The sequence below is a fragment of the Saccharothrix coeruleofusca genome (assembly GCF_014648515.1).
Lineage (GTDB): Bacteria > Actinomycetota > Actinomycetes > Mycobacteriales > Pseudonocardiaceae > Actinosynnema > Actinosynnema coeruleofuscum.
In genome coordinates this window covers 711,359-733,750 of sequence record NZ_BMRG01000001.1, presented here as the reverse complement: position 1 = coordinate 733,750, position 22,392 = coordinate 711,359, and the positions used below count along the sequence as shown (strand labels likewise).

Annotated in this window: 23 protein-coding genes; 18 read left to right on the top strand and 5 right to left on the bottom strand. The window is 72.4% G+C overall.

The window, feature by feature from the left end:
* Window positions 1-18 precede the first annotated feature (18 nt).
* A complete protein-coding gene (locus IEZ00_RS03820; protein ID WP_189221569.1) occupies window positions 19-1,308 on the top strand; it encodes an MFS transporter in 1,290 nt (429 codons plus the stop codon).
* A 149-nt stretch (window positions 1,309-1,457) separates the two neighbouring features.
* On the opposite strand, the gene IEZ00_RS03815 is transcribed toward IEZ00_RS03820, so the two are convergent.
* On the bottom strand, window positions 1,458-1,718 hold the full coding sequence (locus IEZ00_RS03815) for a response regulator transcription factor (RefSeq protein WP_189221568.1): 261 nt from the start codon (window positions 1,716-1,718) through the stop codon (window positions 1,458-1,460).
* Between the two features lie 87 nt (window positions 1,719-1,805).
* Window positions 1,806-3,257: a CCA tRNA nucleotidyltransferase gene (locus IEZ00_RS03810; RefSeq protein ID WP_306344646.1), complete on the bottom strand. Its 1,452-nt coding sequence runs from the start codon at window positions 3,255-3,257 to the stop codon at window positions 1,806-1,808.
* 91 nt (window positions 3,258-3,348) lie between these two features.
* On the opposite strand from IEZ00_RS03810, the gene IEZ00_RS03805 reads away from it, so the two are divergent.
* From IEZ00_RS03805 to IEZ00_RS03735, 15 genes are all read left to right on the top strand, one after another.
* Complete coding sequence (locus tag IEZ00_RS03805; RefSeq protein WP_189221567.1) at window positions 3,349-3,873, top strand: NUDIX hydrolase; 525 nt, start codon at window positions 3,349-3,351, stop codon at window positions 3,871-3,873.
* Window positions 3,870-6,197 carry a DUF6049 family protein gene (locus tag IEZ00_RS03800; protein ID WP_189221566.1) on the top strand — a complete coding sequence of 776 codons (2,328 nt, stop codon included), beginning with the start codon at window positions 3,870-3,872 and terminating at the stop codon, window positions 6,195-6,197. Before IEZ00_RS03805 ends, IEZ00_RS03800 begins: the two co-directional genes overlap by 4 nt.
* 17 nt (window positions 6,198-6,214) lie before the next feature.
* Window positions 6,215-7,870: a murein biosynthesis integral membrane protein MurJ gene (gene murJ / locus IEZ00_RS03795; protein ID WP_229794986.1), complete on the top strand. Its 1,656-nt coding sequence runs from the start codon at window positions 6,215-6,217 to the stop codon at window positions 7,868-7,870.
* Window positions 7,871-7,907: 37 nt separating this feature from the next.
* Complete coding sequence (locus IEZ00_RS03790) at window positions 7,908-9,434, top strand: protein kinase family protein (protein WP_189221565.1); 1,527 nt, start codon at window positions 7,908-7,910, stop codon at window positions 9,432-9,434.
* A 51-nt stretch (window positions 9,435-9,485) separates the two neighbouring features.
* The gene (gene sigM, locus IEZ00_RS03785) at window positions 9,486-10,103 is read left to right on the top strand and encodes an RNA polymerase sigma factor SigM (RefSeq protein ID WP_189221564.1); all 618 of its coding nucleotides are present in this window, start codon (window positions 9,486-9,488) and stop codon (window positions 10,101-10,103) included.
* Window positions 10,100-10,867, top strand: a complete 768-nt coding sequence (locus IEZ00_RS03780) for an anti-sigma factor family protein (RefSeq protein ID WP_189221563.1) — start codon at window positions 10,100-10,102, stop codon at window positions 10,865-10,867. The genes sigM and IEZ00_RS03780 overlap by 4 nt, the downstream gene beginning before the upstream one ends.
* Window positions 10,868-10,972: 105 nt before the next feature.
* Window positions 10,973-11,965 (top strand): thioredoxin-disulfide reductase, encoded by a 993-nt coding sequence (gene trxB, locus IEZ00_RS03775; protein ID WP_189221562.1) that lies wholly within the window; start codon window positions 10,973-10,975, stop codon window positions 11,963-11,965.
* 27 nt (window positions 11,966-11,992) lie between these two features.
* Window positions 11,993-12,319 carry a thioredoxin gene (gene trxA, locus IEZ00_RS03770; protein WP_189221561.1) on the top strand — a complete coding sequence of 109 codons (327 nt, stop codon included), beginning with the start codon at window positions 11,993-11,995 and terminating at the stop codon, window positions 12,317-12,319.
* A 181-nt stretch (window positions 12,320-12,500) separates the two neighbouring features.
* The gene (locus tag IEZ00_RS03765) at window positions 12,501-13,643 is read left to right on the top strand and encodes an N-acetylmuramoyl-L-alanine amidase (RefSeq protein WP_189221560.1); all 1,143 of its coding nucleotides are present in this window, start codon (window positions 12,501-12,503) and stop codon (window positions 13,641-13,643) included.
* 74 nt (window positions 13,644-13,717) lie between these two features.
* On the top strand, window positions 13,718-14,608 hold the full coding sequence (locus tag IEZ00_RS03760; RefSeq protein WP_189221559.1) for a DUF5753 domain-containing protein: 891 nt from the start codon (window positions 13,718-13,720) through the stop codon (window positions 14,606-14,608).
* The gene (locus IEZ00_RS03755) at window positions 14,583-14,762 is read left to right on the top strand and encodes a DUF397 domain-containing protein (RefSeq protein WP_189221558.1); all 180 of its coding nucleotides are present in this window, start codon (window positions 14,583-14,585) and stop codon (window positions 14,760-14,762) included. The genes IEZ00_RS03760 and IEZ00_RS03755 overlap by 26 nt, the downstream gene beginning before the upstream one ends.
* Window positions 14,759-15,181: a hypothetical protein gene (locus tag IEZ00_RS03750; RefSeq protein WP_189221557.1), complete on the top strand. Its 423-nt coding sequence runs from the start codon at window positions 14,759-14,761 to the stop codon at window positions 15,179-15,181. The genes IEZ00_RS03755 and IEZ00_RS03750 overlap by 4 nt, the downstream gene beginning before the upstream one ends.
* 39 nt (window positions 15,182-15,220) lie before the next feature.
* The gene (locus IEZ00_RS03745) at window positions 15,221-15,679 is read left to right on the top strand and encodes a hypothetical protein (protein ID WP_189221556.1); all 459 of its coding nucleotides are present in this window, start codon (window positions 15,221-15,223) and stop codon (window positions 15,677-15,679) included.
* 2 nt (window positions 15,680-15,681) lie between these two features.
* The gene (locus IEZ00_RS03740) at window positions 15,682-16,035 is read left to right on the top strand and encodes a hypothetical protein (RefSeq protein WP_189221555.1); all 354 of its coding nucleotides are present in this window, start codon (window positions 15,682-15,684) and stop codon (window positions 16,033-16,035) included.
* 280 nt (window positions 16,036-16,315) lie between these two features.
* Window positions 16,316-17,287 (top strand): aldo/keto reductase, encoded by a 972-nt coding sequence (locus tag IEZ00_RS03735; protein WP_189221554.1) that lies wholly within the window; start codon window positions 16,316-16,318, stop codon window positions 17,285-17,287.
* A gap of 105 nt (window positions 17,288-17,392) precedes the next feature.
* On the opposite strand, the gene IEZ00_RS03730 is transcribed toward IEZ00_RS03735, so the two are convergent.
* Complete coding sequence (locus IEZ00_RS03730; protein ID WP_209623449.1) at window positions 17,393-18,145, bottom strand: ArsR/SmtB family transcription factor; 753 nt, start codon at window positions 18,143-18,145, stop codon at window positions 17,393-17,395.
* Between the two features lie 69 nt (window positions 18,146-18,214).
* The gene (locus tag IEZ00_RS03725; protein ID WP_189221552.1) at window positions 18,215-18,847 is read right to left on the bottom strand and encodes a GNAT family N-acetyltransferase; all 633 of its coding nucleotides are present in this window, start codon (window positions 18,845-18,847) and stop codon (window positions 18,215-18,217) included.
* Window positions 18,848-18,987: 140 nt separating this feature from the next.
* Between IEZ00_RS03725 and IEZ00_RS03720 the strand changes: the two genes are divergently transcribed.
* Together IEZ00_RS03720 and IEZ00_RS03715 are read left to right on the top strand one after the other, a co-directional pair.
* Window positions 18,988-20,304, top strand: coding sequence for an aminotransferase-like domain-containing protein (locus IEZ00_RS03720; protein ID WP_189221551.1), 1,317 nt, complete (start codon window positions 18,988-18,990; stop codon window positions 20,302-20,304).
* 17 nt (window positions 20,305-20,321) lie between these two features.
* A complete protein-coding gene (locus tag IEZ00_RS03715; protein ID WP_189221550.1) occupies window positions 20,322-21,266 on the top strand; it encodes a D-alanine--D-alanine ligase family protein in 945 nt (314 codons plus the stop codon).
* Between the two features lie 83 nt (window positions 21,267-21,349).
* Here IEZ00_RS03715 and IEZ00_RS03710 read toward each other — a convergent pair whose 3' ends face one another.
* The gene (locus IEZ00_RS03710) at window positions 21,350-22,324 is read right to left on the bottom strand and encodes a ParB/RepB/Spo0J family partition protein (protein ID WP_189221549.1); all 975 of its coding nucleotides are present in this window, start codon (window positions 22,322-22,324) and stop codon (window positions 21,350-21,352) included.
* Window positions 22,325-22,392 lie beyond the last annotated feature (68 nt).

Below are 22,392 nucleotides of genomic sequence, written 5' to 3'. Positions count from 1 at the left end.
CGGGCATACCCTCGGAGGGTGACAAGCGCCGGCACCACCCCGGTACGGCACCACCTGGGGGTCCGGAAGCTGCTGGCCGGGGCCGACTTCCGCGGGCTGCTGGCCTCGCGGTTGGCGGCCCAGTGGGGTGACGGCCTGTTCCAGGCGGGCCTGGCCGGGGCGGTGCTGTTCAACCCCGAGCGGCACGCCGACCCGGCGGCCATCGCGGCGGGCTTCGCCGTGCTGCTGCTGCCCTACTCGGTGGTGGGACCGTTCGCCGGGGCGCTGCTGGACCGGTGGGACCGCAGGCGGGTGCTGGTGGTGGCGAACCTCACCCGTGCGGGGTTCGTCCTGCTGACCGCCGCGGCCGTCGGGCTGGGCATGGCGGGTCTCCCGCTCTACGCCGCCGCGCTGGCCGTCACCGGGGTGAGCCGGTTCGCCGCGTGCGGGTTGTCGGCGTCGCTGCCGCACGTCGTGGCGGAGGACCACCTCGTCGAGGCCAACGCGTTCGTCACCACGCTGGGCGCGCTGACCTCGGTGGCGGGCGCGGGCTGCGCGGTCGGGTTGCGGGAGCTGTTCGGCGAGGGCGACGGCGGGTCGTCGTGGACCACCGCGTGCGCCGTGGTCGGCTCGCTGCTGGCCGCCGCGCTGGCGGCGCGGTTCGCGGCGGGCGCGCTGGGGCCGGACGAGGTGGACGAGCCCAGTCGCACGGTGACCGCCGTGGCGCTGGGTCTGCTGGACGGCGCGCGGGCCGCCTGGCGCGCTCCCCGCGTGGCCGCCACGCTGGTGGCGCTGCTCGCCCACCGCGCCGCGTTCGCGGCGTCCCTGCTGGTCACGCTGCTGCTGATGCGCCACTCGTTCACCGACGCGGGCCCGTTCAAGGCGGGCTTGGCCGGGTTGGGCGAGGTGGCGGTGTCCGGCGGCGCTGGCATCCTGCTGGCCGGGCTGGTCACCGACCGCCTGGTCGACCTGCTGGGCAGGCGCGGCGCGGTGGTGGGCGCGCTGGCGCTGGCCGCCGCCACGCAGCTGGGCCTTGGCCTGCCGATGCTGCTGCCGACGGTGCTGGTGGCGGCGTTCCCGCTGACCTTCGCGGGCCAGGTGGTGAAGCTGTGCGCGGACGCGGCCGTGCAGGGCGATGTCGGCGACGGGGTTCGCGGCCGGGTCTTCGCCCTGTACGACACGCTGTTCAACGTCACCCAGGTGGCCGCCGTGTCCGCCGCCGCGGCCTTCGTGCCCGCGGACGGCCGGTCACCCGGCCTGGTCCTGACCGCGGCGGCGGTCTACCTGCTCGGCGTGGTCTGCTACCTCCTGATCCTCAACCGCAGGTGACCCACACGAGGCACCCACCCCCACGCGAGGCCGCGTCGGCCTGTCGGCATGCCTTTCGCGGAAAATCACGCTCTTCGATTTTCCGCGAAACGCGTGCCGATGGGCCGACTTCCGGGCGGCCGAGCCGCCGTCTGCGGAGCAGCGGCAGTTCAACGCGGCAGCGGCAGTTTGATCATGCCCGCCTCGTGCGCGAAGACCACGGCGGCGATCCGGTCCCGCAGGTTCAGCGCCCGCAGGATCTCCGCGACCTCGTACCCGACCTGGCGGACGCTGATGGCCAGCACCCTCGCGATCTCGTGGTCGGCCAACCCCCTGGCCAGGCACCTGAGCACCGCGCGCTGCTGTTCGTTGAGCACCGCCAAGTCCTGCGCCTGAGCGGCTCCCCCGGTGGACAATCCCCAAGCGTTCACGACACCACCCCCAGTGTGCTTGTCGAAGCGCACAGTCATGGTCTCGCAACGGGCTGTCACTTGGCCAATGTTTCGCCGGAATGAGTACTAACGGGTAGTCGGCGGCTCGATTCCCTCCGACCTGGCCCAGGCCAGCAGCTCGGCCACCGCCTCGTCGTGGTCGAGGGGGCCGCGGTCCAGCCGCAGCTCCTTGAGGAACTTCCACGCCTTGCCCACCTGCGGGCCGGGCGGCAGGCCGAGCAGCCGCATGATCTCGTTGCCGTCCAGGTCCGGCCGCACGCGCTTGAGGTCCTCCTCGGCGGCCAGCCGCTCGATGCGGCGCTCCAGGTCGTCGTAGGTGCGCTGCAGCGCGTTGGCCTTGCGCTTGTTGCGGGTGGTGCAGTCGGCCCGCACCAGCTTGTGCAGCCTGCTCAGCAGCGGTCCGGCGTCGGTGGCGTACCGGCGCACCGCCGAGTCCGTCCACTCGCCCGTGCCGTAGCCGTGGAACCGCAGGTGCAGGTACACGAGCTGGCTGACGTCCTCGACCACGTCCTTGGCGTACCGCAGCGCGCGCAAGCGCTTGCGCACCAGCTTCGCGCCGACCACCTCGTGGTGGTGGAACGAGACCCCGCCGCCCGGCTCGAAGCGCCGGGTCTCCGGCTTGCCCACGTCGTGCAGCAGCGCGGCCAGCCGCAGCACCAGGTCCGGCGAGGACTCCCGGTCCTCCAGGTCGATCGCCTGCTCCAGCACCACCAGCGAGTGGTGGAACACGTCCTTGTGCTGGTGGTGCTCGTCGATCTCCAGCTTCATCGCGGGCAGCTCGGGCAGCACCACGTCGGCCAGCCCGGTGCTCACCATCAGCTCGACGCCCGCCCTCGGGTGCTCCCCGCACAGCAGCTTGGACAGCTCGGCCTGCACCCGCTCCGGGGTGATCCGCTCCAGCTCGCCCGCCATCGCGGTCATCGCCTCGACGACCCTGGGCGCGGGCCGCAGGCCCAGCTGGGAGACGAACCGGGTGGCGCGCAGCATCCGCAGCGGGTCGTCGCCGAAGGACTGCGCGGGGGTGGCGGGCGTGTCCAGCACCCCCGCCGCCAGCGCCGCACGGCCACCGGTCGGGTCCACCAGCACCCGCTGCACCAGGTCGAACGCCATCGCGTTGACGGTGAAGTCGCGCCGCACCAGGTCACCCTCGACGGTGTCGCCGAAGGTCACCTCGGGGTTGCGGGTCACCCCGTCGTAGTCGTCCGCGCGGAAGGTGGTGATCTCCACGGTCTGCCCGCGCTTGGTCGCGCCGACCGTGCCGAACGCGATGCCGGTGTCCCACACCGCGTCCGCCCACCCCGACAGCAGCCGCAGGATCTGCGGCGGCCGGGCGTCGGTGGTGAAGTCCAGGTCACCGGCCAGTCTGCCGAGCAGCGCGTCCCGGACGCTGCCCCCGACCAGGTACAGGCGGTGCCCGGCCGCGGCGAAGCGGTCGGCCAGCTCGTCGGCCACGGGGAAGGCGCTCAGCAACTCGACCACGGCGTTCTCCTGCGTGGCGGACAGGTTGGACCCAGACACGGGGAGCCAGGGTATAGGGCGCGCCGGTCGGTCACCGACCGGATTGATCACGTGGCCGCCCGCGTCCGCCTGCCGCACTACCATCAGGACCATGCCCCAGTCGTCCGGTCGCTCCGGCGCTCCCAAGCCGAGGCGCCGGAACCGGCGCCGGGGCCGTCGGCTCAAGACCGTGGACGAGACCTCGGCGGGCGGCTTGGTGCTGGACCCGGTGCGCCGCGCCGCGGCGCTCATCGGGCGGCTGGACCGGCGGGGCCGGTTGTTGTGGTCGCTGCCCAAGGGCCACATCGAGGCTGGTGAGACGGCCGAGCAGACCGCGGTGCGCGAGGTCGCCGAGGAGACCGGTATTCATAGCAGGGTCCTGCGCCCGCTCGGCTCGATCGACTACTGGTTCGTCGCCGAGGACCGCAGGGTGCACAAGACCGTCCACCACTTCATCCTCGAAGCGCTGGGCGGCGAGCTTTCCGACGAAGACGTGGAGGTCACCGAGGTGGCGTGGGTGCCCCTTGGCGAACTGGACGAGCGGCTCGCCTACGCGGACGAGCGCCGACTGGTGCGCCGAGCCGCCGAACTGCTCGCCGAGTTCGGCCTGGACCTGGATGGAGCGGAGTCGGCGTGAAACGGCTGCTGGCCGCGCTCGCGGCGGCTTCGACCCTGCTCGTCGCGGGGGCGGCCAGCGCGCCCGCGACGCCCGCCGACGGCGGGCGACTGCCGATCAAGCCCGCGCCCGCCACCCAGATCTGGGCGACCAGGGCGCTGTCCAGCCAGCCCGGCCAGCAGCCGCAGCAGCTGCTGCGGCTGGACGTGGAGGAGCTCACCCCCAGGGTGATCACCTCCGACGGCCCCGACTCGGTCACCGTGCGGGGCAAGGTGGTCAACGTCGGCGACCGCGACGTCACCGACATCGAGCTGCGGCTGGAGCGCGGCGACGCGCTGCGCACCGAGGAGCAGGTGCGCTCCGCGCTGCGCGAGCCCGCCGACGCCGAGGTGGTGCAGCCGCAGTTCACCCGGATCGTGGAGGAGCTGCCGCAGGGCCAGAGCGCGCCGTTCAGCCTCACCGTGCCGCTGCGCGGCGGCGAGCGGTCGTCGCTGGAGATCGAGCAGCCGGGCATCTACCCGATCCTGGCCAACATCAACGGCGTGCCCGAGTACGGCGGCCGGGCCCGGCTGGCCGCGCTGAGCACGCTGCTGCCGGTGCTGTCGGTGCCCGGCGGCGCGGTCCAGGGCCCCTCCGGCAACCAGGCCAAGCTGACCCTGCTGTGGCCGCTGGCCGACGAGCCGAAGCTGGTCCAGGTGGCCGCCGGGGGCGGCACCGAGCTGGTCGACGACGAGCTGGCGTCCTCGCTGGCCCTGGGCGGCAGGCTCTACGGCCTGCTCAAGGGCTACGAGGCGGCGCTGGACAGCCCGCTGGCGCCCGCCGTGTGCGTGGCGGTGGACCCGGACCTGCTGCGCACCGTGGCCGCGATGACCGAGGGCTACCAGGTGCGCGGGCGGGGCGCGGGCGCGGGCCAGCGCGACGCCGAGCTGTGGCTGGACCTGCTGCGCAGGCTGGTCGCGGGCCGCTGCGTGGTGGCGCTGCCGGACGCGGACGCCGACCTGGTCGCGCTGTCCCGCGCGGGCCGGGGCGACCTGGGCGGGCTGGCCGTCGCGGGCGCCGGGCTCGTGCAAGAGCTGCTGGAGGTGCAGCCGCTGCCGAAGCTGGTGTGGCCCGAGGACGGCGTGGTCGACCAGGGCACGCTGGCCGACCTGACCGCCCACGGGGTGACCTCGCTGGTGCTCGACCAGTCCGCGGTGGCGGGCACGCCGGGCGCGGGCCCGGTGCTGGTCGGCGGCGACCGCGCGGTGACCGCGGTGCGCATCGACGCGATGGTCTCCGACGCGCTGCACGGCGGTTCGCCCGCCCAGGCGCTGGGCGGGGTGGCCACGCCGACCGAGGCGCTGCCGGTGTCGGTGCAGAACGCGCTGGCCGCGCTGACCTACCGGGCGGCCTTCCAGGGCACCGGGCAGAACGTGGTGATCGCCCCGCCGCGCCGCTGGAACGCCCCGACCGGCGAGGTCGGCGCGTTCCTGGAGACGGCCGAGGCGCTGGTCGCGGGCCAGTTCGCCGCCCCGACCGGGCTGGAGGGCCTGGTCGGCGGCACGCCCCCGGAGCAGACCGCGGCGCTGAGCTACCCGGTGGAGGCGGGCGCGCGGGAGGTCACCCCCGAGGTGGTCGCGTCGGTGGGCCAGTCGTGGCTGGAGCTGCAGGACGTGGCGGGCGCGATGAGCCAGGAGGACGCCGGTTCGGCCGCGCCCGAGGACCTGGTCGACCCGCTGCGGCTGGGGCTGCTGCGCGCGGTGTCCGGCGCGTGGCGCGGCGACGCGCAGGGCGCGCGCGCGGCGCTGGCGCTGGCCCGCGACCGCATCGACGGGCTGCGCAGCCAGGTCACGGTGACCGAGCCGGGCAGCCCGATCCTGCTCGGCTCCGGCGACAGCCCCATCCCGGTGACCGTCAAGAACCGGCTGGACGTGCGGGTCACCGTGCGCATCGTGGTGGAGGACACCCCCGGCATCGAGGTCAAGCAGCTGGCCGACCAGGTGCTGCCCGCGCGCGGCGACCGGTTGATCAGCGTGCCGGTGGAGGTGCTGCGGTCGGGCCGCTTCAGCGTGCACGTGAAGCTCGCCACGCCCTCGGGCGTCGAATTGGGCGATCGGGCCCGGTTGGAGGTTTCATCCTCCGCGTACGGGACCATAACCGTGGTCATCACCGCTCTGGCGGGCGCGCTGCTGGTGCTGCTGTCGGCGCGGCGGATCTACCGCCGCGTGCGCGCGGCCAAGGCGGCGGAGGCCGCGGCCGCGCCCGCCCAGCGGAACGACCTGGCCGAGGACCCCGCCCCCGAACCCCTCCACAGCCCCGCCGAGGAGACCGCCGCACCCGCGCCGGAGAAGTCGAGCACGAGTTGAGCGACGCGACCACCCAAGTGACCACACCCGTGACCGGCCTGGGGACCACCCCGGCGACCGGCGGGGCGCAGCCGAAACCCCAGTCGCTGGCCCGCGCCAGCGGCTCGATGGCCATCGCCACCATCGTCAGCCGGGTCTCCGGGCTGCTGTCCAAGCTGCTGCTGATCACCATCATCGGCTCGGGCACGCTCAACGACTCCTACCAGGCCGCCACCACGCTGCCCACGATGATCAACGAGCTGCTCCTGGGCGGCGTGCTGACCAGCGTGGCGATCCCGCTGCTGGTGCGCGCCGAGAAGGAGGACGGCGACGGCGGCGAGTCCTACGCGCAGTGGCTGATCACCATGTCGGCGGTGCTGCTGGGCGCGGGCACGGTCGTGGCGGTGCTGTGCGCGCCGCTGCTGACCGGCCTGTTCACCGGCGACGCGGACCAGGCCAACCCGGCGCTGGTCACCGCGTTCGCCTACCTGGTGCTGCCGGGCATCGTGTTCTACGGCCTGTCCGCGCTGCTGGGCGCGATCCTCAACACCAAGGGCGTGTTCGGCCTGCCCACCTGGGCGCCGGTGCTCAACAACGTGGTGGTCATCCTCACGCTGGGCGTGTACTGGCTGGTGCCCGGCGAGATCAGCCTCGACCCGGTGCGGATGGGCGAGCCGAAGCTGCTGGTCCTGGGCATCGGCACGATGCTGGGCGTGGCCGTGCAGGCCACCGTGATGCTGCCCGCGATGCGCCGCTCCGGCATCCGGTTCCGCTGGCGGTGGGGCTGGGACCGCAGGCTGGCCGAGTTCGGCGGGCTGGCCTTCTGGGTGCTGCTGTACGTGGCGCTCGGGTTCGTCAGCATGATCGTGCTGACCCGCGTCGCGCTCAACGGCGAGGGCGCGCTGACCGCCTACAACTACCAGTGGCTGGTCGCCCAGGTGCCCTACGGCGTGCTGGGCGTGTCGCTGCTGACCGCGCTGATGCCGAAGATGAGCCGGGCCGCGGCGGCCAACGACGTCGACGCCCTGGTCGGCGACCTGTCGCTGGGCAACCGGATGTCGTCGATCCTGCTGATGCCGTTCAGCGCGCTGCTGACGGTGTCCGGCGTGGCCATCGGCATCGCGGTGTTCTCGCACGGCGCCTCCGGGCTGGAGGGCGGCGAGCGGATGGGCGCGGCGCTGGCGCTGTCCGCGTTCGGCCTGGTGCCCTACGCGATCACGCTGCTGCAGCTGCGCGTGTTCTACGCGCTCAAGGACGCCCGCACGCCCACGCTCATCCAGGCCGTCATCGTGGCGGTGCGGATCGCCCTGCTCTACGTGTTCCTGGAGATCTCCCCGCCGGACAAGCTCGCGGTGGGCGTGTCGATCGCGATGTCGCTGAGCTTCGTGGTCGGCGCCCTGGTCGGGCAGCTGTGGCTGCGGATCAGGTTGGGCAGGCTGCGCACGGGGTACACCGCGTGGACGGTGTGCCTGACCGTCGTCGCCTCGGCCATCGCGTTCGCGGCGGCGACCGGGCTGGCCTGGCTGCTGGTGCGGGTGCTGGGGCTGGAGGCCCCGGTGGCCAAGGCGTGGGTGGAGGTCGTGGTGCAGACCGCGGTGGGCCTGCCGCTGAGCTTCGCGCTCCTGGCGCTGTTCCGGGTGCCCGAGGTGACCCCCGCGCTGGACAAGGTGCTCCGCCTGGTGAGGCGTCGGTGAACGCGGTCCGCTGGGCCCGTCCCGTACGCTCGGACGCGTGAACGGCGGCCCCGTCCAGAACACCTCGCTGGTCCCCGGCGGGGTGATCGGTGACGGCCGCTACCGCCTGCTGGCCCGCTCCGGCGTGGACCGGCGGTGCGACGCGGAGCTGTGGCGCGCGCGGGACGGGCAGCTCAACCGGGACGTGGCGCTGACCGTGCTGGTCGGCAGCCCGGCCGACCACGCCGCGGTGGCGCGGGCCAAGCGCACCGCCGAGCGGGCCATGCACGCCTCCAGCTTCACCCACCCCGGCGTGGCGCGGGTGATCGACGTGCTCACCCCCGGCGCGGGCGTCAAGCTCGGCGAGGGCATCCTCGGCATGGTCGTGGCCGAGTGGACCCAGGGCAGCGACCTGGTGGACCTGCTGGCCGACGGCCCGCTGCCCGCGGGCTCGACGACCCGGCTGCTGGAGCCGCTGGGCGCGGCCATCGAGGGCGCCCACCACGCGGGCCTGGTGCTCGGCGCGGACCACCCGCAGCGCGTGCGGGTGACCCCGGACGGCAGGCTGCGGCTGGCCTTCCCCGGTCCCCGGCCCGACGCCATCGCCCGCGACGACGTCAAGGGCCTCGGCGCGCTGCTGTACCTGCTGCTGACCGGCCGCTGGGCGCTGCCGGGCGGCCCGCCGGAGGTGCCCGCGGCCCCGACCGGCCCGGACGGCTCGGTGATCGCGCCCAGCGCGCTGCACCCGCAGGTGCCGCACGAGCTGTCGTCGGTGGCGGTGCGGTCGCTGGAGGACGCGGGCGTCGGCGGCATCCGGACCAGCGCGGCGATCCTGCAGGTGCTGGAGCAGATCGCCGAGTCCGAGGCGCAGACCGCGCTGATCAAGCCGGTGCCCGACGACACCGACGACGGCGTGGTGTGGACCACGCAGCGGCCCGCGCGCGGCAAGGAGCACCGGCGCAAGCTGATGATCAGCGTCGCGGTGCTGGCGCTGGCCACGCTGGCGGTGGTGGTGTGGCTGGGCGTGCAGATCGTGAGCTTCTTCAGCGACGAGCCCAGCAAGGGCGGCGGCCCGACCGTGGTGGTCGGCCAGTCCGAGCAGCCGGGGCGCGGCGAGCAGGCGGCCGAGCCGACCCCACTGGGCCCGGTGCAGCCCGCCGCGGTGGGCGTCTACGACGTGACCAACCGGCCGGACAACGCCAACCGGGCCAACCGGGCGGTGGACAACAACCCGACCACGTCCTGGCAGACCGACAGCTACCTGCAGCCCCTCCCGGCGCTCAAGCCGGGCATCGGGCTGATGGCCTCGTTCGCCGAGCCGGTGAGGCTGGCCTCGGTGACGGTCACCTCGCCCAGCGAGGGCACGGTGGTGGAGATCCGCACCGCGGCGGCCAACGACGCGCCGGTGGAGCAGACGCAGGTGCTCGCCACGGCCACCCTGTCCGCCGGGCAGACGCAGGTCCAGCTCGGCGACTACCCGCCGAGCCAGCACGTGCTGGTGTGGATCACCAAGCTGGCGGGCGGCGGGCGGGAGAACAAGTCGGAGATCGCCGAGCTGGTCTACACCCGCGCGGGGGAGTCCTGAGGCCGATCGGGTGAGATCGGGATTGTCGGGGTCGGCCGATACGCTCTGCGCGTGACCGCCGCAGCCAGCTCGGACGCAGACCTCATCGCGGCGCACGCCGCGGGCGACCCGCACGCCTTCGCCGAGTTGGTGCGCCGCCACCGGGACCGGATGTGGGCGGTGGCGCTGCGCACGCTGCGCGATCCGGAGGAGGCGGCCGACGCGCTGCAGGAGGCGTTCATCTCGGCCTTCCGCGCCGCGGCGAACTTCCGGGCCGAGTCGCAGGTCACCACCTGGCTGCACCGGATCGTGGTCAACGCGTGCCTGGACCGGATGCGCAGAAGACAGACACGGCCCACAGTCCCGCTGCCGGAGGCGGGCCCCGGCGAGCCGGTCGCGCCGCGCGACGCGATGGCCGAGCGGGAGACGCACCTGGTGGTCCAGGCCGCGCTGAACGAGCTGCCGGAGGAGCAGCGCGCCCCCATCGTGCTGGTCGACGTCGAGGGCTACTCGGTGGCCGAGACGGCCCGGATGCTGGGCATCGCCGAGGGCACGGTGAAGAGCCGGTGCGCGCGCGGGCGGGCCAAGCTGGCCAAAGTTCTGGGGCACCTCCGGAACCGGAGTGCAAGTGCGAACGTCCCAGCTGATGGTGTGAATGTGCGTCAGCAACGTCAGTGGGAGGAACGATGACCGGCAATGCGCGGCGCTCAGGGCCGCCGTGGTCCGTCGACCTGCTGGCCGACCTCCACGCCGGTCTGCTGGACCCCCGCGAAGAGGCGGAGCTGCGCCCGCTGGTCGAGGCCGACCCGGAGGCCAAGGAGGTGCTGGCCGCGCTCGACGCCACCGTGCAGGACCTGCGCGACCTGCCCCCACTGCGGATGCCTGACAACGTTGCCAGCCGCATCGACGCCGCGCTGGCCGAGGAGGCCCGGCGAAGCGCGCCCCAGCCGACCGGGCAGCCGGTGGCCCCGGTGGTCGACCTGGCCGCGCGCCGCCGCAAGCGCCTCGGCTGGGGCGCGGGCCTGCTCACCGCCGCCGCGGCGGCCGTGGGCCTCGCCGTCATGGTCATCCCGAACGGCGGGGGCGGGGAGGGCGGTCAGCAGGCCCAGCCGCCCGCGACGACGCCCAGCACGGGCGCCTCGGCGGACAAGCCGCTCGCGGTCAGGGGCAACGACTTCGGCCCGGTGCTGGGCGACGTGCTCAAGGCCCAGAACTACGGCCCCCTGGAGAACCAGGAGAAGCTGGCCGGGTGCCTGCGGGGCGCGAACATCGTCGCCGCCAAGCCCATCGGGGTCAGCCCCATCACACTGGACGACAAACCCGCCGTGATGGCCGTGCTGCCCCGCGGCGCGGGCACCAAGGGCCAGTTCCGCATCGTGGTGCTCGACCCGGCGACCTGCGGCCCGGACAACCCCGACGGGGTGCTCGCGGACAGCCCCGTCGGCCCCAACTAGTAGCCCGCCTCACCCGAGGGCCGGGGAATGCCCTGACCCTACGATCCGTTGGAGCACAGTGCAGGCCGGGTACTCCCGGCCCGTCGCGACTAACGGAGGTCGAGGGTGTCGGACGTTCGGAACCTGATCGTCGTGGGGTCAGGGCCCGCGGGGTACACCGCGGCGGTCTACGCCGCTCGCGCGCAGCTGAACCCCCTGGTGTTCGAGGGCTCGCAGTACGGCGGCGCGCTGATGACCACCACCGAGGTCGAGAACTACCCCGGCTTCCGCGAGGGCATCATGGGCCCCGACCTGATGGAGCAGATGCGCGAGCAGGCCAAGCGCTTCGGGGCGGAGCTGCGCGCGGAGGACGTGGAGTCGGTCGAGCTGGAGGGCGAGGTCAAGTACGTCACCGCCAACGGCACCCGCTACGCGGCCAAGGCCGTGGTGCTGGCGATGGGCGCGGCGGCCCGCTACCTCAACGTGCCCGGCGAGCAGGAGCTGCTCGGCCGCGGCGTGTCGGCCTGCGCCACCTGCGACGGCTTCTTCTTCCGCGACCAGGACATCGCGGTGGTCGGCGGCGGCGACTCGGCGATGGAGGAGGCGACCTTCCTCACCCGCTTCGCCCGCTCGGTCACCATCATCCACCGGCGCGAGGACTTCCGCGCCTCGCGGATCATGCTGGAGCGCGCCCAGGCCAACGACAAGATCAAGTGGCTGCTCAACGCCGAGGTCGTCGAGGTGCTCGGCGACGGGGCGGTGTCCGGCCTGAAGGTCCGCGACACGCGCACCGGCGAGGTCTCCGAGCACCCGTTCACCGGGTTCTTCGTCGCCATCGGCCACGACCCGCGCAGCGAGCTGGTGCGCGGCCAGGTCGAGGTGGACGACGAGGGCTACGTGAAGACCAAGGGGCGCAGCACGTTCACCAACCTGGACGGCGTCTTCGCCGCCGGTGACCTGGTGGACCACACCTACCGGCAGGCCATCACCGCCGCGGGCTCCGGCTGCTCCGCCGCGATCGACGCGGAGCGCTGGCTGGCCGAGCACGGCGAGTCCGCGGCGGCCATCACGGCCGAGCACGTCGGCGGCGGGTACAGCGAGCCCGTCACCACCGGCTGACCCCACCCCCCAAGAGGAGAGAGAACAATGGCAGGCTCCACCGTGGTCGTGACCGACAAGACCTTCGCCGACGACGTTCTGACCAGCGAGAAGCCGGTGCTCGTCGACTTCTGGGCGACGTGGTGCGGTCCGTGCAAGATGGTCGCCCCGGTGCTGGAGGAGATCGCCGCCGAGCACGCGGAGAAGATCACCGTCGCCAAGCTGGACATCGACGCCAACCCGTCGATCGCGCGGGACTACCAGATCATGTCGGTGCCCACCATGATCCTGTTCCAGGGTGGCCGCCCGGTGAAGCAGATCGTCGGCGCCAAGCCGAAGGCCGCGCTGCTCAACGACCTCTCCGAGGTGCTCTGACCCCGGAGCGTGCAACCACTCGGGTGACCCGTCCGTCTTCCACCAAGGCGGGCGGGTCACCTGTTCGTGGGTGGGTAACCACCGCCAGTAGCCCAGCGTGGGGCGCGCCGGGCCGCAAGGCACAATAAGGCGTCATGTTCCGCGTCGGCCCTCCGTCGGCGCCGTAGTGAGGTAGGGGTGAATGCTGCTACTCCGCCGCGGGGATGTCGGCCCAGAAGTCGCCGAGGTCAGGGCCACCCTGACCAAGCTGGGCCTGCTGTCCGACCCGCACCCGTCACAGGTGTTCGACCTGTCGGTGGAACACGCGGTGCGGGCCTTCCAGCAGCAGCGGGGACTCATCACCGACGGTCTCGTCGGGCCCGCGACCTACCGGGCCCTGCGCGACGCGACCTACCGGTTGGGTGACCGCCCGCTGGCGTTCCTGATGTCCCAGCCGGTCACCGGCGACGACGTGTTCGCCCTGCAGGAGCGGCTGCTGGAGCTGGGCTACGACGCGGGCCGCGCCAACGGCGAGTTCGGCCAGCAGACCGAGCAGGCGCTGCGCAGCTTCCAGCGCGACTACGGCCTGATCGTGGACGGCATGTGCGGCCCGGACACCGTGCGGGCGCTGCGCCAGCTCCAGCCCAAGGTGCGCGGCGGCAGGCCGGTGTTCCTGCGCGAGCAGGAGCGCGTGCGCAGGGCCGGGCCGAGGCTGGCCGGCAAGCGCATCATCATCGACCCCGGCCACGGCGGCCAGGACCGCGGTGTGGTCGTCGACGGGGTGTCCGAGGCCGACCTGATGCTGGACCTGGCGCGGCTGCTGGAGGGCAAGATGGCCGCCACCGGCATGGAGGCCCTGCTCACCCGAGGCCCGCGCAACTGCCCGGACGAGAGCGAGCGGGCCCGCTTCGCCAACGAGGCGGGCGCCGACCTGATCCTGTCGCTGCACACCGACGCCAACCCGTCCCCGGTCGCCTCCGGCGTGGCCAGCTTCCACTTCGGCACCGGCAACGGCACCTCGTCCACCGTCGGCGAGGCGCTGGCCGGGTTCATCCAGCGCGAGCTGGTGGCGCGCACCGGGATGCTGGACTGCCGCACCCACCCCAAGACGTGGGACATGCTGCGGATGACCCGCTGCACGGCGGTGCGCGTGGAGGTCGGCTACCTGACCAACCCCGGTGACCGGCAGCGCCTGGTCAACCCGTCGTTCCGGGACGTGGTGGCCGAGGGCATCCTGGTCGCGGTCAAGCGGCTGTACCTGCTGGGCAAGGACGACCAGCCCACCGGCACGTTCACCCTGGACGACCTGGTGCGCCACGAATTGGCCACCGGGCAGGCCCGCTGATCCGCCGACCCCGACGAGTGATCCTCCGCCCGGCGACCTGACCGGGCGGTGCCGGGCGGCTAACGTCGCCCGGCATGGGACAGCGGGATCCGGGCGAGACCACGGTGCGCTCCAGGGAGCTGGGCGAGGAGCTGCGCAGGGTGCGCAGGCGGGCGAATCTGCGGGCTGAGCGGCTGTCGGCCGCGCTCGGGTGGTCCGCGGGCAAGCTGAGCAGGCTGGAGCACGGCAAGCGGGGGACCAACGACCTGGACCTGGGCTCCCTGCTGGGAGCGCTGGGGGTTGACGCGACCACCCGCGAGCGCATCCGCAGGCTCAGCCAGGAGCGGGACCTGGGCCACTACGTCCGCCCGCACGACGGCATCGGTCCGGACAGCCTGCTGTCGCTGACCATGCACGAGCGGATCGCGGCCACCATGTGCAAGTACGAACCCGCGCTCATCCCCGGCCTGCTCCAGACCGAGGCGTACGCCCGCGCGGTCCTCGGCTGCGGCGACCTCCCTCCCGAGGAACTGGACCAGCAGGTCGCCCTCCGGTTGAACCGCCAGCAGGTCCTGACCGGCCCTGATACGCCCGACGCGGTCTTCTACCTCCACGAGAACGCCCTGCGAAACGCCATCGGCGGTCGCCGGATCATGCACGACCAGATGATGCGGCTGTTGTTCATGTGCGACTGGCGCAAGCTGACCCTGCGAGTGATCCCGCAGGGCACCGGTCACCCGGCGCTGACCCACGGGTTCAACCTGATGACCTTCGCCGAGCGGTTCAAGCCGGTCGCCTACACCGAGAGCGATGTGGCCACCTTGTTCAGCGAAGACGGACCGTCCATCAAGCTCTTCCAGCACAAGCGGGACGTCCTCGCCCGCCTCGCGCTGGATGCGGAACAATCGCGGTCGGTGTTCGCCCACTGGGCGGACGTGTACGACGGTGGAGAGGACCGCGATGACCGAGGCTCTGCTCTGGCGTAAGAGCAGCTACAGCGGAGGGGCCAACACGGACTGCGTCGAGGTGGCTCCCACCACCCTGGGCGTGGTCGTCCGGGACTCCAAGAACACCAGCGGTCCGGTGCTGGGCTTCCCCGCTGTCAACTGGCGGCTCTTCCTCACCGGGCTGGCCCGGTGAGCGCGTTCTTCCGCCTCGAACCCGAGGTGGCGGGGGAGCTGGTCGACGGCACCGTGCTGGACGCCGCGGCCAGCCCGCCCCGCGTGGAGTCGGTGCACTTCGAGATCACCGAGTGGCTGGGCGACGACCTGGTGACGTCCTTCCCGGTGTTCCTGGTGAGCGAGGAACTGGCCACCGAGCTGGTCGAGGGCGGCCTGGACGGCTTCCGCGTCCGCCAGGCCACCGTGACGGTCACCGACGAGGCGCAGGAGCTGCTGGAGGGCCGCGCGGTGCCCACGTTCCGCTGGCTGGACGTGACCGGGCAGGCCGGGGTGGACGACGTCGGGGTGACCGAGCAGGGCGAGCTGGTGGTCAGCGAGGAGGTCCTGGAGCTGTTCCAGGCGGGCACCCTGGAGAACTGCGAGGTCGAGCGGTACTGACCGCTTGTCACCAGTTCTGAAAAAGTTCAGAATTGGCGCATGACCACCGAGGTGCAGTGGAGCGAGCTCCAACGCGATCCCAAGAGCGTGGCCGCCCTGGCCGACCAGGGTGACGTGCGAGTTCGGCGACGCGATGGCGCAGCACTGCTGTTGACCAGGGAAGATCGCGTGCGGTCCGCCTCGGAGGGCTCGGTGGCAGCGGCGCGCGCGTTGCGCAACGTACTGGCCCACCTGCCTCATGACGTGGCCGCGAACGCGCTGCTGGACGAGTTTCCCTGGGTCGATGTGCTTCCCGAGGACGAGAAGCCGCAGTTCATCGCGGACTTCGCGCGAGCGTTCCAGGCTTCCGCGGAACTTGGTGAGTGGTCGCTCCTGGCTCAGGTGATCAGGGAGTGGCGCAGCACTGCGGCCATCCACGCCAACCCGGCGCTCGCCGCGAAGCTCTCCGAGCCGGTAACCGGTGACTTCGGTCCGGTTCCCGCCCCTGCGGAGGGCTGAGCATGTCGCCGAAACGAGGTGATCGCGTCGCGCCGCCCCCATCACCGGACGGTTGGGATGCCCGGTTCGCCACATCGGATGCGGCCAAGGGGTGGGAAGAGCTCTGCCGCACCGCTCGGGCGAACACCCGGGAAGCCTGGATCGTGCTCACCGAGCGGCCGACGAACCCGGAGAATCCCTCGCGCCAGCACAGGCTCAAGGGGAAGTTCGCCACCGCCGTGGTCGGCGGCGAACTGCTGGAGCAGTGGCAGTACGAGGTGACTGCCGGAGGTCGGGTCTGGTACTGCCCTGATGCTGATCGGCGCGTTGTCCGGGTAGTGCTGGCGGATACGGCGCACCCGAAGGGCACCGACTAGTCACCCCACTACTGGCTCCCACGGGGTGGTGCACGGACAGGATCGCCCCGCCTGCCACGGTGCCCGAAATCGCGATCTGGTACTCGGCGGTCAACCGGCACTCCCGCCTTCAACACGGGCAGCCCGCCTCGCGGGAGTCACCCGTACTACAAGCGCACCTCTCGGTGCAGATCTACGCCGACCAGCGGTTTCACGCCGACCACAATTCAGTACCGATCGGTCTTGACGTGGTACAGTTATGCACCGATCGGTACTGAACTATGGGAAGGAAGTCCGCGCCATGAAGACCACTTCGCTCGGCGGCCTCACGGTCTCGCGCATCGGCCTGGGAGCCATGGGGATGTCGGCGTTCTACAGCGGCGCAGGCCGGTTCGACGACGAGTCGGTCCGCACGATCCACCGCGCCCTGGACCTCGGGGTCACCCACATCGACACCGCTGAGGGGTACGGCCCCTTCATCAACGAGGAGCTGGTCGGCCGGGCCGTGCGGGGGCACCGGGACGAGGTCGTGCTGGCGACCAAGTTCGGACTGATCTCGCACACCGGTGGCTCGGCCCCGGACAGCACCCCGGCCAACATCCGCCTGGCCGTGGAGGGATCGCTGAAGCGCTTGCGCACCGACTACCTCGACCTCTACTACCAGCACCGGGTGGACCCCGGCACGCCCATCGAGGAGGTCGCGGGGGCGCTGGCCGACCTGGTCGCCGAGGGCAAGATCCGGCACATCGGCCTGTCGGAGGCAGGCCCCGCCACGATCCGCCGCGCTCACGCCGTGCACCCGATCACCGCGGTCCAGTCCGAGTACTCGCTGTGGACCCGCGACCCGGAGGTCGAGGTCCTGCCCGCCCTGCGCGAACTGGGCATCGGCTTCGTGCCGTACTCCCCGCTCGGCCGCGGCTTCCTGACCGGCGACATCCGCTCCCTGAACGACCTCGACGCCGACGACTGGCGCCGCACCAACCACCGCTTCGCCGACGGCAACCTGGAGCGCAACCTGCGCATCGTCGACGAGGTCCGGGCCGTCGCCGCCGAGATCGGCGCCACGCCCGCCCAGGTCGCCCTGGCCTGGCTGCTCGCCAGGGGCGACGACATCGCCCCCATCCCCGGCACCAAGCGAGTCGCCAGGCTGGAGGAGAACGCCGCCGCCGACCGCATCGAGCTCACCGCCGACCACCTCGCCCGCCTGAACAACCTGCCCCCGGCCTCCGGCGAGCGCTACGACGCGGACAACATGGCCGCCATCGACCGCTGAGGGAAGACCGGCCACCACGCACACCGCAGGTCGGCATCCGGGCGCAGAGTGCCGCATTTCCCATCACGGCACCGAACTCGCGAGGGGCGGTGCGGCCCCGACCGGTCACCCCGCTACCGGCTCCCACGGGGTGGTGGGCAGCACGTGGCCGGTCTCCAGCAGCGACTTCAGGTTGGACAGCACGGCGGGCCAGCCCTCGGCGACGTCCCGGTGGTCCTGCTCGTCGGCCAGGTCGACGTGGGTCACGGTGAGCCGCACGGTCGCCCCGTGCGGGTCGATCGCGAAGGTCACGGTGGACGTGCGGGAGGCGTCGTCCCGGTCCTCCCAGGTGGTCACCAGGCGGCGCGGCGGGTCGCTCTCCACGACCGTGCCCACGATGTCGTCCACGCCCGAGCCGTCCGTCCGCCGGTGCGACCACGACGAGCCCACCTGCCAGTCCGACACGTTGCTGTGCCCCCAGTAGGCCGCGGTCAGCTCCGGGTCCGTCAGCGCCTCCCAGACCCGCTCGGGCGTGCTCTCGATGTAGGTGACGTACACGAACTCCCGCTTCACCGCGTCCTCCGCTCGTCGTTTGACCGCGCTGAGCGCCCGCAGCCTGGGGCGCTCGAACTTGTCGATCCACCGCTCCTGGATCTCGTGGAGCGGCACGGGGTTGAGGTAGTGCAGCTTCTCCCGCCCACGGCGGGTGGTGCTGATCAGGTTCGCCGCTTCCAGCACGGCCAGGTGCTGGGTGGCGGACTGCCGGGTCATGCCCAGGCGGGCGCACAGCTCGCCCAGGGTCTGCCCGTTCTGCTCGTGCAGCCGGTCCAGCAGGTGCCTGCGGGTCCGGTCGGCCAGTGCTTTGAACACCTCGTCCACGCCGAACAATATGCAGGCATTTACCTGCATGTCAATGCGTGCGGAAGAACTCGCAGGTCAGAACGCTGATTACGCGGGGCGGAAGCTCGGTTCCGCGGTGGACACCGTGACGCTGTTGAGCAGGCGCTCCAGCGCCGCCTCGACGTCTTCCTTCCAGGACGACGCGCTGCGCAGCTCCAGCCGCAGCCGGGGCCAGCGGGGGTGCGGCCGCACGGTCTTGAAGCCCACCTGGAGCAGGAAGTCGGCGGGGGTGACGCAGCTGGGCTTGTCCGGGTCGGGCTGGTTCTCGCCGAACGCCTCGATCGCCTTCACGCCGCGCCGGGTCAGGTCCTTGGCCACGGTCTGCACCAGCACCCGGCCCAGGCCGCCGCCGCGGAACTCCGGCAGCACCTCCAGGCCGGTCATCAGCACGGCGTCCGGGCTGACCGGGGAGGTGGGGAAGGCCAGCGAGCGGGGCACCGCGGCGGGCGGCGCGTAGAACACCGACCCGGCGGGAATCCCGTCGCAGTAGATGATGCGCCCGCAGGAGCCCCACTCCAGCAGCACGCTGGAAACCCAGGCTTCCTTCTCGAACTCGGTGTCGCCGAACTCCTCGGCCTGCTCCTTGAGGTGCGGCGCCAGTTCCCAGAAGACACAGGTCCGGCTGTGCTTGGACAGGTGCTCCAGGTTGTCCAGAGTGACGCCCACAACGCGTCGCGACACTCCGACCTCCCGTACCCGACACCCAAGCCCCTACGAGGATAGGCGGATGTGACCCCCACCCGGAAGCCGAATGCCCCTAACGGGACGGCGGTTACACTCGGCCGGGACCGAATCCTCGGCACGATCCCACGGAGTGCCCCATGAACGCACCCGGACAGCCCGCCAAGCAGGGCGCCCGCAGCCTCGACCCGCACCTGCGCCGTTACGCGGCACGCACGGCGGGCATGACGGCATCGGAGATCCGGGCGCTGTTCGCGGTGGCGAGCCGCCCCGAGGTGGTGTCGCTGGCGGGCGGGATGCCGCACCTGGCCGCGCTGCCGCTGGAGTCGCTCAGCGCCGAGATCGGCGACCTGATCGCCACCGACGGCCTGGTCGCGCTGCAGTACGGCTCCGCGCACGGCGTGCCCGAGCTGCGCGAGCAGATCTGCGAGGTGATGGCCCTGGAGGGCATCCACGGCCACCCGGACGACGTGGTGGTGACCGTGGGCTCCCAGATGGGCCTGGACATGGTCACCCGGATCTTCTGCGACCCCGGTGACGTGGTGCTCGCCGAGGGCCCCTCGTACGTGGGCGCGCTGGGCTCGTTCGCCGCCTACCAGGCCCAGGTGGTGCACGTGGGCATGGACGCCGACGGGCTGGTGCCCGAGGCGCTGCGGGAGGCCATCGCCGCGGTGGAGCGCGCCGGGCGGCGGATCAAGTTCCTCTACACGATCCCGAACTTCCACAACCCGGCGGGCGTGACGCTGGCGGTCCAGCGGCGGGCCGAGGTGCTGGAGATCTGCCGGGCGCACGGCATCCTGGTGGTGGAGGACAACCCGTACGGCCTGCTCGGGTTCGACGGCCAGACCTACCCGGCGCTGCGCTCGACCGACCCGGACAACGTGGTCTACCTGGGCTCGTTCTCCAAGACCTTCGCGGCGGGCCTGCGGGTGGGCTGGGTGCTGGCCCCGCACGCGGTGCGCGAGAAGCTGGTGCTGGCCGCCGAGTCGGCCACGCTGTGCCCGCCCACGCTGAACCAGATGGTCGTGTCGCGCTACCTGGCCACGCACGACTGGAAGGGCCAGATCAAGACCTACCGCGAGGCGTACCGGGACCGGCGCGACGCGGCGATCTCGGCGCTGGAGCAGCACATGCCGGTTGGTTCCACGTGGAACAAGCCCGAAGGCGGGTTCTACGTGTGGGTCACCGTGCCGGAAGGCGTGGACACCAAGGCGATGCTGCCGCGCGCGATCACCCAGCGGGTGGCCTACGCCTCGGGCACCGGCTTCTACTCCGACGGCCTCGGCAGCCGCCAGCTGCGCATCTCGTACTGCTACCCGACGCCGGAGCGCATCCGCGAGGGTGTCCGACGGCTCGCGAACGTCATCAAGGACGAGATGGAACTGCACGAGACGTTCGGCCCCACGGTGGGCCGCCCCGTCTCCGGACCGCAGAACCCCTCGCCCGACACCGCCTGACATCCAGGGAGAGGGAAGTGGCTGACCGCTGGGTCGCTGTGCTGTCCGGTGGCCTGTCGCACGAGCGGGAGGTGAGCCTGCGGTCCGGCCGCAGGCTCTCCGCCGCGCTGCGTTCGACCGGCCTGGTCGTGGAGGAGTGGGACGCCGACGCGAACCTGCTCACCCGGCTCAAGGAGCACCGGCCGGACGCCGTGGTGGTGGCGCTGCACGGCGGCGAGGGCGAGAACGGGTCCGTGCAGACCATCCTGGAGCTGCTGGACGTGCCGTTCGTGGGCACCGACTCGCGGGCCTGCCGCCGGGCGTGGGACAAGCCGACGGCCAAGGCGGAGCTGTCCCGCGCCGGGCTGGCCACCCCGGAGTGGGTGGCGCTGCCGCACGCGACGTTCCGGGAGCTGGGCGCGCAGCCGGTGCTGGACGCGATGGTGGAGCGGCTGGGGCTGCCGCTGATGCTCAAGCCGGACCAGGGTGGCTCGGCGCTGGGGGCCAGGGTGGTGCGCGACGCCGCCGAGCTGCCCGCGGCGATGGTGGGCTGCCTGGCCTACGGCGACACGGTGCTGGCCGAGCGGTACGTCGAGGGCGTGGAGGTGGCCGTGGCGGTCGTCGACGGCCCGGACGGGCCTCGGGCGCTGCCGCCGGTGGAGATCGTGCCGGAGAGCGGCGTCTACGACTACACGGCCCGCTACACCGCCGGGCTGACCGACTTCCACGCGCCCGCGCGGTTGGACGAGAAGTCGGCGCAGGCGGTGGGGGAGCTGGCGGTGGCGGCGCACCGGCTGCTCGGGTTGCGGGACGTGTCGCGCACCGACGCGGTGGTGGCTCCGGACGGCACGGTGCACTTCCTGGAGGTGAACGTCTCGCCGGGGTTGACCGAGACCTCGCTGCTGCCGATGGCGGTCGAGGCGGCGGGCGGTTCGCTGGGCGAGATCTACGCCGGGTTGGTCGAGCGCGCGGTCTCCCGATAAGCAGCTTTATCGACAATTACGCCCCGCACCGAAATCGGTGCGGGCCGTAATCATCACCGTGACATAAGTCCCTGGGGTGATCCCTAGCGAGGATCTTGTGTCCGATTTGCCGCTTCCGGCGACATGAGCTGAACGATCCGCTCAAGATCGTCCACGGAGCCGAACTCGACCACGATCCGCCCCTTGCGCTGCCCGAGCTCGACCTTCACGCGGGTGTCGAAGCTGTCCGACAGCCGCTCGGCCAGGTCCTGCAACCCCGGCGCCTGGATCGGCTTGCGACGCGCCTGCTTCGCCTTCGCGGGCTCGGCGCCCTTCGCCAGCGTCACCGCCTCCTCGGTCGCCCGGACCGACATGCCTTCCGCGACGATCCTGGTCGCCAGCTCCTCCTGCACACCGGGGTCGTCCAGGCCGAGCAACGCGCGCGCGTGCCCCGCCGACAGCACGCCCGCCGCCACCCGCCGCTGCACGGGGAGGGGGAGCTTGAGCAGCCGGATGGTGTTGGTGACCACCGGCCTGCTGCGGCCGATCCGGTCCGCCAGCTCCTCGTGGGTGACCCCGAACTCCTGGAGCAGCTGCTGGTAGGCCGCCGCCTCCTCCAGCGGGTTGAGCTGGACGCGGTGGATGTTCTCCAGCAGGGCGTCCCGCAGCATCACGTCGTCGGCGGTCCTGCGGACGATCGCCGGGATCGTCTTCAGCCCGGCGAGCTGGGTGGCGCGCCACCGCCGCTCGCCCATCACCAGCTCGTAGGAGTCCCGCCCGACCTCCCGCACCACGATCGGCTGCATGAGGCCGAACTCGCGGATGGAGTGCTCCAGCTCGCGCAGCGCCTCCTCGTCGAAGACCTGCCTCGGCTGCTTCGGGTTGGTCCTGATCGAGGTGACCGGCAGCTCCCGGTACACCGCGCCGGCCACCTCCCCGCTCGCCGGAGCGGGAGGCGCAGGGGCGGCGGCGGTGCCGTTGGGCACCGCGCGCACCGGAGCCGGTGCCCCCGGCGGGGGACCGCTGGGGATCAGGGCCGCGAGCCCACGACCCAGGCCACCCTTGCGCTGCTCCGTCATGCCGACCTCATCTCCGCGCCGTACTCGGCGATCTCACGTGCCGCGTCGAGGTAGCTCATCGCGCCCCG